Source organism: Pseudomonas fluorescens (assembly GCF_018614775.1).
In the GTDB taxonomy this organism is placed as follows: domain Bacteria; phylum Pseudomonadota; class Gammaproteobacteria; order Pseudomonadales; family Pseudomonadaceae; genus Aquipseudomonas; species Aquipseudomonas fluorescens_BY.
Genome location: NZ_JAGGOF010000122.1, coordinates 1 through 11,426, shown reverse-complemented (window position 1 = coordinate 11,426; position 11,426 = coordinate 1). Strand labels below are relative to the sequence as shown.

The 11,426-nt window shown below is 62.2% G+C and carries 9 protein-coding genes; 4 read left to right on the top strand and 5 right to left on the bottom strand.

Annotation, left to right across the window (positions count from 1 at the left end):
• Positions 1 to 159: 159 nt before the first annotated feature.
• Complete coding sequence (locus J7E36_RS24810) at positions 160 to 993, bottom strand: mechanosensitive ion channel family protein (RefSeq protein ID WP_215008940.1); 834 nt, start codon at positions 991 to 993, stop codon at positions 160 to 162.
• A 71-nt stretch (positions 994 to 1,064) separates the two neighbouring features.
• Positions 1,065 to 1,550, bottom strand: coding sequence for a YajQ family cyclic di-GMP-binding protein (locus J7E36_RS24805; RefSeq protein ID WP_077045697.1), 486 nt, complete (start codon positions 1,548 to 1,550; stop codon positions 1,065 to 1,067).
• A gap of 143 nt (positions 1,551 to 1,693) precedes the next feature.
• Here J7E36_RS24805 and J7E36_RS24800 point away from each other — a divergent pair, with 143 nt between their 5' ends.
• Genes J7E36_RS24800 through J7E36_RS24790 form a run of 3 tightly spaced genes read left to right on the top strand, consistent with a single transcriptional unit; the run spans position 1,694 to position 5,277 of the window.
• The gene (locus tag J7E36_RS24800) at positions 1,694 to 2,611 is read left to right on the top strand and encodes a putative 2-dehydropantoate 2-reductase (RefSeq protein ID WP_215008939.1); all 918 of its coding nucleotides are present in this window, start codon (positions 1,694 to 1,696) and stop codon (positions 2,609 to 2,611) included.
• Between the two features lie 45 nt (positions 2,612 to 2,656).
• The gene (locus tag J7E36_RS24795) at positions 2,657 to 4,693 is read left to right on the top strand and encodes a sensor histidine kinase (RefSeq protein ID WP_215008938.1); all 2,037 of its coding nucleotides are present in this window, start codon (positions 2,657 to 2,659) and stop codon (positions 4,691 to 4,693) included.
• Positions 4,694 to 4,695: 2 nt separating this feature from the next.
• Positions 4,696 to 5,277, top strand: a complete 582-nt coding sequence (locus J7E36_RS24790) for a cob(I)yrinic acid a,c-diamide adenosyltransferase (RefSeq protein ID WP_215008937.1) — start codon at positions 4,696 to 4,698, stop codon at positions 5,275 to 5,277.
• Positions 5,278 to 5,404: 127 nt separating this feature from the next.
• Here J7E36_RS24790 and J7E36_RS24785 read toward each other — a convergent pair whose 3' ends face one another.
• The 3 genes from J7E36_RS24785 to secA form a co-directional block, all read right to left on the bottom strand.
• Positions 5,405 to 6,349, bottom strand: a complete 945-nt coding sequence (locus J7E36_RS24785; protein WP_215008936.1) for a Nudix family hydrolase — start codon at positions 6,347 to 6,349, stop codon at positions 5,405 to 5,407.
• A 203-nt stretch (positions 6,350 to 6,552) separates the two neighbouring features.
• Positions 6,553 to 7,770, bottom strand: a complete 1,218-nt coding sequence (gene argJ / locus J7E36_RS24780) for a bifunctional glutamate N-acetyltransferase/amino-acid acetyltransferase ArgJ (RefSeq protein WP_215008934.1) — start codon at positions 7,768 to 7,770, stop codon at positions 6,553 to 6,555.
• 98 nt (positions 7,771 to 7,868) lie between these two features.
• Complete coding sequence (secA, locus tag J7E36_RS24775; protein WP_215008932.1) at positions 7,869 to 10,610, bottom strand: preprotein translocase subunit SecA; 2,742 nt, start codon at positions 10,608 to 10,610, stop codon at positions 7,869 to 7,871.
• Positions 10,611 to 10,918: 308 nt separating this feature from the next.
• Between secA and J7E36_RS24770 the strand changes: the two genes are divergently transcribed.
• Positions 10,919 to 11,374 carry a DUF721 domain-containing protein gene (locus J7E36_RS24770; RefSeq protein ID WP_215008930.1) on the top strand — a complete coding sequence of 152 codons (456 nt, stop codon included), beginning with the start codon at positions 10,919 to 10,921 and terminating at the stop codon, positions 11,372 to 11,374.
• The last annotated feature ends 52 nt before the right edge of the window (positions 11,375 to 11,426 follow it).

Here is an 11,426-nt window from a genome sequence, read left to right as displayed (position 1 = left end):
ACAACCGCGAGCGTCCGCACCTGTCGTTGAAATACAAAACGCCCGATGCGATGCATCGGGCGTTAGGGTGAAACAGGTGTAAACCTATTTCAGGACTAGACAATCTTCGCAACACTCTGACGGAAGGTCAGGCAAGTATCGAGTCACTGCGGCACAGCATCAGGATTCCTGAACCACCCGAATCACGCGCTGCGGAAACGGAATATCAATCCCCGCATCCTTCAAGCGGTCCCGGGCCTGTTCATTCAACATGAACATGACGCTCCAGTAATCCGCCGTCTTCACCCAGATCCGCAACGACACAGTGATCGAGCTGTCGCCCAAGGTGGAAATCACCGCTTCAGGCGCCGGGTCAGCCAGTACGCGCTCGTCCTTTGCCAGGTCCAGCAACACCTGCCGAGCCTTTTGCAAGTCCGCCTGGTAATCCACACCCACGTCGAACACGACTTTGCGGGTCGGCTGGCGATTGGTGTTGGTGATGATGCCGTTCGACAGGTTGCCGTTGGGCACGATGACCGTCTTGTTGTCGCCGGTGCGCAGTACAGTGTGGAAGATCTGGATGCTGTCGACCGTGCCAGCAACGCCTTGGGCCTCGATCCAGTCACCGATGCGGAATGGACGGAACAGCAGGATCAGCACGCCACCGGCGAAATTCGCCAGGCTGCCCTGCAACGCCAGGCCAATCGCCAGGCCGGCCGCACCAATGGCGGCGACGAATGAGGTGGTTTCCACACCGATCATCGACGCAACGCTGACGATCAGCAGGATCTTCAGAATGATATTCACCAGGGTACTGATGAACCCCTGCAGCGCCAGGTCGGCATTGCGCAGGGCCAGCAGGGCGCCGAGCTTTTGCGTGACCCGGTTGATCAACCACCAGCCGATGGCCAGGGTGATGATCGCCAGCAGCACCCGACTGCCGTACTCCATGATCATCGGAATCCAGGCCTGCGAGGCCTTGACCAGGTGGTCCACTTCAGCGTTCAAGTCCATCGTGTTCTCCTTTTTTCCATTCATGGCGAAGGAGCAAGTCCCTCGCCACCGTCATGCGAACAACCTGAAGATCAGTCGCGGAAGTTGTTGAATTGCAGCGGCATGCCGAATTCCTTGGCCCGCAGTGCCGCAATGGCCTCCTGCAAGTCGTCACGCTTCTTGCCGGTCACCCGCACCTGCTCGCCCTGGATGGCGGCCTGCACCTTGAGCTTGGCGTCCTTGATGTGAGCGACGATCTTCTTCGCCAGCTCCTTGTCGATGCCTTCCTTGAGCACCGCTTCCTGTTTCATCAGCTTGCCCGAGGCAAACGCATCCTTGACCTCAAGGCACTGCACGTCGATCTTGCGCTTGACCAGCGCGAGCTTGAGGATCTCGATCATCGCCTCGAGCTGGAAATCGGCTTCGGCGGTCAGGTTGACGGTCAGGTCCTTTTCCTTGAACTCGAAACTGCCCTTGCCCTTGAGGTCATAGCGACGGTCGAGTTCCTTGACGGCGTTTTCAACGGCGTTGGTGACTTCGTGTTTGTCCAGTTCGGATACCACGTCGAATGACGGCATGTAGTGTTCTCCAATAAAAAAAGACGCGCCGGTAACGAAGGCGCGCGCTTGGCTTGTGGTTGAAATCGGGCTCATTATAACGGGTCTTTCCCTACAGACACTGCGAGCCCCAGGATGCCTGCGCCAAACCGAGTAAAAAACTGATGCCCACCACCTGGCATGTCCTGGGCGCCGGCAGCCTCGGCACGTTGTGGGCCACGCGCCTGGCCCGGGCCGGCGTGCCGGTGCGGCTGGTGCTGCGCAATGAGGACCGCTTGCAGGCCTACCGGGCTGCCGGCGGGTTGACGTTGGTGGAGCAAGGCCAGGCGCAGTGTTACCCGGTGCCCGGCGAAACGGCGGACCACCACGAACCGATCAAGCGCCTGCTGCTGGCCTGCAAAGCCTATGACGCAGAAGCGGCGGTGCGCTCGGTGGCCCATCGGCTGAGCGCCGAGTCGGAGCTGATCCTGTTGCAGAACGGCCTCGGCAGCCAGGATGCGGTAGCCCATTGCGTGCCCCTGGCCCGCTTCATCAGCGCCTCCAGCACCGAAGGCGCGTTTCGCGACGGTGACTGGCGCGTGGTATTCGCCGGCCACGGCTACACCTGGCTGGGTGATCCCGCTCACCCGGTGGCGCCGTTCTGGCTGGACGACCTCGGCGCCGCCGGTATACCCCACGAATGGAGCGCCGACATTCTCACCCGACTCTGGCGCAAACTGGCGCTCAACTGCGCGATCAATCCCCTGACCGTGCTGCATCACTGCAACAATGGCGGCTTGCAAAGCCATCATTGCGAAGTCGCCACCCTCTGCGCGGAGCTCACCGATCTGCTTGAACGCTGCGGCCAGCCTGCCGCGGCCGAAGACTTGCAGCCGGAGGTCGAACGGGTCATCCAGGCCACCGCCGCCAATTACTCTTCGATGTACCAGGACGTCAGTCATCGGCGCCGCACCGAAATCAGCTATCTGCTCGGCCACGCCTGCAAGGTCGCCCAGCGGCACACGCTGGCGGTGCCGCACCTGGAGCAACTGCGTCAGCGCCTGATTACCCACTTGAACAACCTCGGATTGCCCAGCGACTGAGCAGCGGCTACGCTGGCCTCGTGTTCCTTTTTAGCGACGAATCCGATGCCATTGCGCCAGCGCCTTGAGAACCTCCCGGTCGGCCAGAAGCTGCTGGCCGCCCTATTGGTGTTATTGACCACCGTCCTGCTGGTGGCCAACCTGACCTTCATCAGCGCCGCCTACTACATCTCCCAGGAAAGCATGGCGCCCCAGGCCTTGCAGACCATTGGCCGGCTGGTGGCGAACCCGAGCCTGATCTCCGATGCGGTGCAGTCGCCACAGAGTGCAAAGCGCCTGCTCGATGAACTCAACAGCTACGCGCCGCTGCGGGCGGCGGCGTTGTACGACGGCAAGGGCGAACGCCTGGCACAGCTGCAACAGGGCGAAAAACTCAAGCTACCGGACCATTACCGCAAGATGCAGGCTTGGCAGGCCGGTGAATTTCGCAGCAACCAAGTCATCACCCTGCCCCGTCCTGGCATGGAACCGGGCCACTTGCTACTGGTGGCCAGCAGCGAACTGCCGACGGCGTTCTACACCGGCACCCTGACCGCCAGTCTGGGCATCCTGATCTTCAGCGTATTGTTGTGGCTGGTCATCGCCCAGCAGATCAAGCGCCTGATCACCCAGCCGATCCATCAGCTCGAAGAGCTGTCACGCCAGGTCACCCGTGAGGAAAACTACTCGCTGCGCGCCGCCCGCGGTAATCATGACGAGATCGGCAGCCTCGCCGAAGCCTTCAACACCATGCTGTCGCGGATCGAAGCCCGGGAACAGCAACTCAAGCGTGCACGCGACGACTCCCAGGCCGCCTACGACCAGGCCCAGGGCCTGGCGGAAGAAACCCGCCACACCAACCGCAAGCTGGAACTGGAAGTCCAGGTGCGCAGCAAGATCGAGAAGAAACTCACCGGCTTTCAGAATTACCTCAACAGCATCATCGACTCCATGCCGTCGGCCCTAATCGCCCTTGACGAACAGCTCTACGTCACCCAGTGGAACCAGGAGGCCAGCGCCCTCTCCGGGACGCGGCTGGACGAGGCCCTGAACCAACCGATCTTCCTCGCCTTCGAACCGCTCAAGCCGTACCTGCCCCAGCTCAAGCAGACGGTCGAGCAGCACACGGTGGCCAAGATCGAACGGGTGACCTGGACCAAGGACGACGAGGCCCGCCACTACGCCCTGACGTTCTACCCGCTGATGGGCGGTGCCGGGCGCGGGGTGGTGATCCGGATCGATGACATCACCCAGCGCCTGTCGCTGGAAGAAATGATGGTGCAATCGGAGAAAATGCTCTCGGTCGGCGGCCTCGCGGCAGGCATGGCCCATGAGATCAACAACCCGCTGGGGGCGATCCTGCACAACGTACAGAACATCCGCCGGCGCCTGTCGCCGGAACTGCCCAGGAACCTCGAACAGGCCGAGCAATTGGGTATCGAATTGCAGGAGGTCAATCGTTACCTTGAAGGTCGGGAGATCCCGCAGTTATTGGATGGTATCCAGCAGGCCGGCGCCCGGGCCGCGAAAATCGTCACCCACATGCTCAGTTTCAGCCGCCGCAGCACACGGCAGATGGCGCCTTGCGACCTGCCGGCGCTGATTGACCAGGCGGTTGAAATCGCCGGCAACGATTTCGACCTGGCGATCGGGTTCGACTTCAAGGGCCAGGCGATCATCCGCCAGTTCGACCCGAACCTGGGTCCGGTGCCTGGCACCGCCAACGAACTGGAGCAAGTGCTGCTCAACCTGCTGAAGAACGCCGCCCAGGCCATCCATCAACGCGAGGACGACAGCGAACCCGGACGCATTGTCCTGCGCACGCGGTTGAATCCGCCCTGGGCGGAAATCCAGGTCGAGGACAACGGCATCGGCATGAGCGAGAACGTGCGCAAGCGCACCTTCGAGCCGTTTTTCACCACCAAGGAGATCGGCCAAGGCACGGGCCTCGGGCTGTCGGTGTCTTATTTCATCATCACCAATAACCACAAGGGCCAGATGGAAGTGCAATCGGCGCCGGGCCAGGGCACCTGCTTCACCTTGCGCCTGCCGCTGGCGGGCACGGCCATCTCGCAGCAGGAAAACATCCAACTGGAGCGCTAAGCATGGGCTTTCGCCTGTCGAAGATTTACACCCGCACCGGCGACACCGGTGAAACCGGGCTGGGCGATGGTCGCCGCGTGGCGAAGGACCACCCACGTGTCGAGGCCATCGGTGAAGTGGACACACTGAACAGCCAGCTGGGACTGTTGCTGGCCGGGCTCGCCACTGAAACCCTGCGACACCCGGATTTGCAGGAGGTCATTGATGTGCTGACGCCCTGTCAGCATCGACTGTTCGACCTCGGCGGCGAGCTGGCAATGCCGGCTTATCAGGCCCTGACCACAGCGGAAGTCGAACGACTGGAAACAGCGATTGACCGTTGGAACGAGGAACTGGGGCCGCTGGAGAACTTCATCCTGCCCGGCGGCTCGACCCTGATTGCCCTCGCGCACGTCTGCCGCAGCCTGGCCCGCAGCGCCGAGCGCCGTTGCCAGCAATTGAACGCGGTGGAGCCGCTGGTGGGGCCGGGGCTGGCCTATATCAATCGGTTATCGGACCTGTTGTTCGTGGCGGCGCGGGTGATTGCCCGGCGGCAGGGGGTGGCGGAGGTGCTTTGGGTGGCGGCGGCCAAGCCAGGGAGTTGATCCATCGCCTGTAAAGACGCCATCGCGAGCAGGCTCGCTCCCACAAGGGACCGCGCTCTTCCAGGAAACTGCGATCAACTGTGGGAGCGAGCCTGCTCGCGATGGCGTCAGTAGCTGCGGCGCAGTGTCAGGCTTCAGGCCAAAACGCCCGAATCCCCGCCACACCCTGGGCCCCAGCCTCCCAGGCTTTTTCTCGGTCATCTGGCCCCACCCCGCCCAACAGGTAGACCGGCTTGTTGAAACCCTCGATCAACCGCGCCGCCTCATCCCAACCCAACGGCTGCGCGTCGGGATGGGTCTGGGTCGGCTGAACGGGCGAGAGCGTCACGAAATCCACGTCCATCTGCTGGGCCAGGGACAGCTCCTCGGCGTTATGGCAGGACGCTGCCAGCCAGCGGTCCTTGCCGAACGGTCGACCGGCCGCCGCATGCTTGCGCAACTGCGCGGCGGTGATGTGCCAGCCGGCGGACGGGAAATCCCCGAGCCATTCGAACGGGCCCTTGAGCATCAGTTGCGCCTTGCCGGCACACAGCCCCGCCGCATCCACCGCCAGATCGCGGTACTGCGGATCGTAACCATTAGGCGCGCGCAGCTGGACCAACTTGATGCCATTGGCGATAGCCTTCTGCATGCCGCGCAACAAGGCCGGTGTTTCGAGGCCTTCCGGGGTGATCAGATACTCCGCCGGCAAACGGGCCGCCGCGATGATCGGCTGGTTGGCCGCCGGAAATTCGTAGCCCGTCAGCTCGCGAGCCGACACCCACGCCAACGGTTGCCCTTCGGCGCCATGGGGTTCGCCGCTGAACGCCGAGACTTCCCAGACATCCAGCAACACCTGTTTGTCCGGGTAATCGTGGCGCACCTTGATCAGGGGTCGGGCGGCGCCGACCACAATGCCCAGCTCCTCATGGAGCTCCCGCGCCAGGGCCGTTTCAACGGACTCATCCGCCTCGACCTTGCCGCCGGGAAATTCCCACAGGCCGCCCTGGTGCTGGGTGTCGGCCCGACGGGCAATCAGGATCTTGCCGCTGGCGTCGCGAATGACCGCCGCCGCTACGTGTACTCGTTTCACCGCGCAGTGTCCTCCAGGCAGGCCGTTGCCACGTCTTGAGCGCCGGCCATTGATAAAGGGTTTCAACTTGGGCCGCATCGCAGCCGCTGTGCCGCCTTCGCGAGCAAGCCCGCTCCCACACTGAATTGATGCGTGACATAAAAAATGTTCACACTCAAATCCCCTGTGGGAGCGGGCTTGCTCGCGAATGGGACGACTCGGTTTTAAGTCCGATACTCAGCGTTGATCTTCACGTACTCGTGAGACAAGTCAGTGGTCCAGATCGTCTCGCTGCAATCACCACGCCCCAGCTCGATGCGGATGGTGATCTCTTCCTGTTGCATCACCGCCGCCCCTTGGGCTTCGGTGTAGGTCGCAGCGCGGGCGCCCTGGCTGGCGATGCAGACGTCGCCGAGGAACACGTCGATCTTGCTCACGTCCAGCGCCGGCACGCCGGCACGGCCCACGGCAGCAAGGATACGGCCCCAGTTCGGGTCGGAGGCGAACAGCGCGGTCTTGATCAGCGGCGAGTGCGCCACGGTGTAGCCGACATCCAGGCATTCCTGATGATTGCCACCACCGTTGACCTGCACGGTAACGAACTTGGTCGCGCCTTCGCCGTCACGGACGATGGCCTGGGCCACTTCCATGCACACCTCGAAAACCGCTTGTTTCAACGCGGCGAACAACGGGCCGCTGGCGTCGGTGATCTCCGGCAGGTTGGCCTTGCCGGTGGCGATCAGCATGCAGCAGTCGTTGGTGGAGGTGTCACCGTCGATGGTGATGCGGTTGAACGACTTGTTGGCGCCATCGAACATCAGGTCTTGCAGCACCTGCCGGGAGACATTGGCATCGGTGGCGATGTAGCCGAGCATGGTCGCCATGTTCGGGCGGATCATGCCGGCGCCTTTGCTGATGCCGGTGACGGTGACGGTCACGCCGTCGTGCACGAACTGGCGGCTCGCGCCCTTGGGCAGGGTGTCGGTGGTCATGATGCCGGTGGCGGCCGCCGCCCAGTTGTTTTCCGACAGGTCATCAAGGGCGGCTTGCAGTGCGCCTTCGATCTTCTCGACCGGCAGCGGCTCGCCAATCACACCGGTGGAGTACGGCAGCACCTGGCTGGCGTCGACGCCGGTCAATTCGGCCAGCTTGGCGCAGGTACGCTCAGCGGCCGCCAAGCCTGGTGCACCGGTGCCGGCGTTGGCATTGCCGGTGTTGGTCAGCAGGTAGCGCACCGGCCCCTGCACGCGTTGCTTGGCCAGGATGACCGGCGCCGCACAAAAGGCGTTGAGGGTGAACACGCCGGCAACCGTCGAGCCTTCGGCGCAACGCATGACCACGACGTCCTTGCGCCCGGGGCGCTTGATGCCCGCCGAGGCGATACCGAGTTCAAAACCGGCAACCGGGTGCAACGTTGGCAACGGACCAAGACCAACAGCCATGAATGCGCTCCTTAATAAATGTTTGTCTGAATCAAATGGCAAAACGCCGCGACGGCTGGAAGCCGGTCGCGGCGCGGGTCATTCAGCGTCGAACGGGGTTACTGGATCTGCCCGTGGCAATGCTTGTATTTCTTGCCCGAACCGCAATAGCACAGTTCGTTACGGCCCAGCTTCTGCTCGTTACGCACCGGCGCGGCGGCCGTCGCCAGGGCAACATCCACATCGACCCCCTCGTCGGCGACAACGTCCAGGCCAGGCGCTTCGGCATGTTCAAACTGCATGCGCGCGGCCAGGGCTTCGGCTTCCTGACGCAGGCGGGCTTCTTCTTCGGCCGGGTCTTCGCGGCGGACCTGAACGTGGGACAGCACACGGATAGAGTCGCGCTTGATCGAATCCAGCAGCTCGGAGAACAGCGTGTAGGATTCGCGCTTGTACTCCTGCTTCGGGTTCTTCTGGGCGTAACCGCGCAGATGGATACCGTGGCGCAAGTGGTCCATGGTCGACAGGTGGTCTTTCCACAGGTCGTCCAGTACCCGCAGCACAATCTGCTTCTCGAAGGAGCGCAACGCTTCGGCGCCGGCCTGGTCTTCCTTCTCGTTGTACGCGGCGATCAGCTCGGCCAACAGCTTCTCGCGCAGGGTTTCCTCGTACAGGTGGTCGTCTTCGTCGAGCCATTGCTGGATCGGCAACGCCACGCCGAAGTCGCTCTGCAACGAGCTTTCCAGACCGGCGACGTCCCACTGTTCCGGCAGCGATTGCGGCGGGATGTGCGCACTGACGGTGGCGTTGAGCACGTCCTGGCGGAAATCGGCGATGGTTTCGCCAATGTTGTCGGCGGCCAACAACGTGTTACGCATGTGATAAATCACTTTACGCTGTTCGTTGTTGACGTCGTCGAACTCGAGCAATTGCTTGCGGATATCGAAGTTGCGACCTTCAACCTTGCGCTGGGCCTTCTCGATGGCGTTGGTCACCATGCGGTGCTCAATCGCCTCGCCTGGCTGCATGCCCAGGGCCTTCATGAAGTTTTTCACCCGGTCAGAGGCGAAAATACGCATCAGGCTGTCTTCCAGCGACAGGTAGAAACGGCTGGAACCGGCGTCACCCTGGCGACCGGCACGGCCACGCAGCTGGTTGTCGATACGGCGCGATTCGTGACGCTCGGATGCGATCACCTGCAAGCCACCGGACTCCAGCACTTGCTGGTGACGCTTCTGCCAATCGGCCTTGATCTGCGCGATCTGCTCGGGGGTCGGGCTTTCCAGGGAAGCGACTTCCACTTCCCAGTTGCCGCCCAGCAGGATGTCGGTACCACGGCCGGCCATGTTGGTGGCGATGGTCAGCGCACCCGGGCGACCGGCCTGGGCAATGATCTCGGCTTCCTTCTCGTGGAACTTGGCGTTGAGGACCTTGTGCTCGATGCCTTCCTGGTTGAGCAGGTTCGACATGTGCTCGGAGGTTTCGATCGTCGCGGTGCCCACCAGGATAGGACGGCCCTGAGCCATGCCTTCCTTGATGTCGTTGATGATCGCCGCGTATTTCTCTTCGGCGGTCAGGAACACCAGGTCGTTGAAGTCTTTACGGGCCAACGGCTTGTTCGGCGGAATCACCACCACTTGCAGGCCGTAGATCTGGTGGAACTCGAACGCTTCGGTGTCCGCGGTACCGGTCATGCCGGACAGCTTGTTGTACAGGCGGAAGTAGTTCTGGAAGGTGGTCGAGGCCAGGGTCTGGCTCTCGGCCTGGATGTTCAGGCCTTCCTTGGCTTCGATGGCCTGGTGCAGGCCTTCGGACAGGCGACGGCCCGGCATGGTACGGCCGGTGTGTTCATCCACCAGTACGACCTGACCATCCTGGACGATGTATTCGACGTTGCGATGGAACAGCTTGTGGGCACGCAGGCCAGCATAGACGTGGGTCAGCAGGCCCAGGTTATGGGCCGAGTAGAGGCTCTCGCCTTCGGCCAGCAAGCCGACGCGGGTGAGCATCTCTTCGATGAACTGGTGACCGGCTTCGTTGAGCTCGACCTGGCGGGTCTTCTCGTCGATGGTGTAGTGCCCGGCCTGGGTCACTTCGCCTTCGACTTCCTCGACGTGCAACTTGAGCTGCGGGATCAGTTTGTTGATCTCGATGTACAGCTTGGAGCTGTCCTCGGCCTGACCGGAAATGATCAGCGGGGTACGGGCTTCGTCGATGAGGATGGAGTCGACTTCGTCGATCACGGCAAAGTTGAGTTCACGCTGGAATTTTTCTTCCATGCTGAACGCCATGTTGTCGCGCAGGTAGTCGAAACCGAATTCGTTGTTGGTGCCGTAGGTGATGTCGGCGGCGTAGGCGGCACGCTTCTCTTCCGGCGGCTGGAACGGCGTGACGACGCCGACGGTCAGGCCGAGGAATTCATAGAGCGGGCGCATCCAGTTGGCGTCGCGGCGGGCCAGGTAGTCGTTGACCGTCACCACGTGCACGCCCTTGCCGGACAGTGCGTTGAGGTACACACCCAGCGTCGCCACGAGGGTCTTGCCCTCGCCGGTGCGCATTTCGGCGATCTTGCCTTCGTGCAAGGTCATGCCGCCGATCAACTGAACGTCGAAGTGGCGCATGCCCATGATCCGCTTGCCGGCTTCGCGGGCAACCGCAAAGGCTTCGGGCAGCAGTTGGTCAAGGGTTTCCCCCTTGGCGACGCGGTCCTTGAATTCGGCAGTCTTGGCGCGTAACTGATCGTCCGAAAGGGCCACCATTTGCTCTTCGAAGGCATTGACAGTCTGTACCGTCTTGAGCATGCGTTTGATTTCACGCTCGTTCTTGCTTCCAAAAAGTTTCTTTAACAAAGGCGCAAACATATCGGCAGGATCTTCCACACTAAAGGGATGGAGGGCGGCCCCGTGAGTCGCCCGTGCAGCCCTCATGGCCGCATGCGAACGAGCATTCTACCCGGAAACGATGGAGAGGAAAGTGGCGTTATTCCACGATGCTGGCACAGCGCTGTGACGGGGCCTGCTTAAAATAAGGGCTTTTGCGCGAACTTCAACCCATAAAGCACAGAAGTCAGTCGTTGATTGCCCAGGTAAAACTGCCAAGGACCAGAGGGCCAAGGCGCCTGAGCCGCTTTCTGCTACCATGGCGCCTCTGTCACTTGCGGTATTCATTCATGGCCTTCCGCCCTCTTACAGCCAAGGCTCCCGCCGTCCTGCTGCGCGAAGCCAAACCGCTGAAAGCCATCTTCGGCCACGCCAAACGCCTGGGTCATCTGCAGCGGCTGCTGGACAGCCAACTGCAACCCGCCGCTCGCGAGCATTGCCACGTAGCGTCCTGGCGCGAAGGCAGTCTGTTGCTGATTGTCACCGACGGCCACTGGGCCACGCGCTTGCGCTACCAGCAAAAACGCTTGCTGCGGCAGTTGCAAGCGTTCGAAGAGTTCGCCAACCTGATGCGGATCCAGTTCAAGGTCCAGCCGCCTACGGTGCAGTTGGTTGTCAAAGGGCATACGCTGGATCTGTCCAGCGATGCCGCCGCGACCATCCAGGCCACCGCCGACGGCATCAGCGACCCCAACCTGCGGGCGGCGCTGGAGCGGTTGGCGGCGCATGCGCGGCCCAAGCCCTGACCTGACCTTTTGTGTCGAATGCCAGGGCCCCATCGCGAGCAGGCTGAACTGG

Coding starts and splice junctions, on each gene's coding strand:
- J7E36_RS24810 (WP_215008940.1), bottom strand. CDS start 993: ATGGACTTGAACGCTGAAGTGGACCACCTGGTCAAGGCCTCGCAGGCC.
- argJ (WP_215008934.1), bottom strand. CDS start 7,770: ATGGCTGTTGGTCTTGGTCCGTTGCCAACGTTGCACCCGGTTGCCGGT.
- J7E36_RS24805 (WP_077045697.1), bottom strand. CDS start 1,550: ATGCCGTCATTCGACGTGGTATCCGAACTGGACAAACACGAAGTCACC.
- J7E36_RS24800 (WP_215008939.1), top strand. CDS start 1,694: ATGCCCACCACCTGGCATGTCCTGGGCGCCGGCAGCCTCGGCACGTTG.
- J7E36_RS24770 (WP_215008930.1), top strand. CDS start 10,919: ATGGCCTTCCGCCCTCTTACAGCCAAGGCTCCCGCCGTCCTGCTGCGC.
- J7E36_RS24795 (WP_215008938.1), top strand. CDS start 2,657: ATGCCATTGCGCCAGCGCCTTGAGAACCTCCCGGTCGGCCAGAAGCTG.
- secA (WP_215008932.1), bottom strand. CDS start 10,610: ATGTTTGCGCCTTTGTTAAAGAAACTTTTTGGAAGCAAGAACGAGCGT.
- J7E36_RS24790 (WP_215008937.1), top strand. CDS start 4,696: ATGGGCTTTCGCCTGTCGAAGATTTACACCCGCACCGGCGACACCGGT.